This window comes from Pontibacterium sinense (assembly GCF_015209595.1).
GTDB classification, from domain to species: Bacteria; Pseudomonadota; Gammaproteobacteria; order Pseudomonadales; family Balneatricaceae; genus Pontibacterium; species Pontibacterium sinense.
In genome coordinates, this window is the sequence record NZ_JADEYS010000053.1 from 1 (window position 1) to 215 (window position 215).

General features: G+C 51.6%; 1 tRNA gene. It reads right to left on the reverse strand.

The annotated features are described in order from the left end of the window. A tRNA-Val gene (locus IOQ59_RS21075) sits at nt 1-72 on the reverse strand. Nucleotides 73-215: the final 143 nt, after the last annotated feature.

Here is a 215-nt window from a genome sequence, read left to right on the forward strand (position 1 = left end):
GGGCGTAGACAGGCTCGAACTGCCGACATTCTGCTTGTAAGGCAGACGCTCTCCCAACTGAGCTATACGCCCACTAAGGTTGATCATATTAAAATCTTCACGACACATTGTGAAGAAGTTCTTAACCCTAAGGTTAAGAGTGGCGGAACGGACGGGACTCGAACCCGCGACCCCCTGCGTGACAGGCAGGTATTCTAACCAACTGAACTACCGCT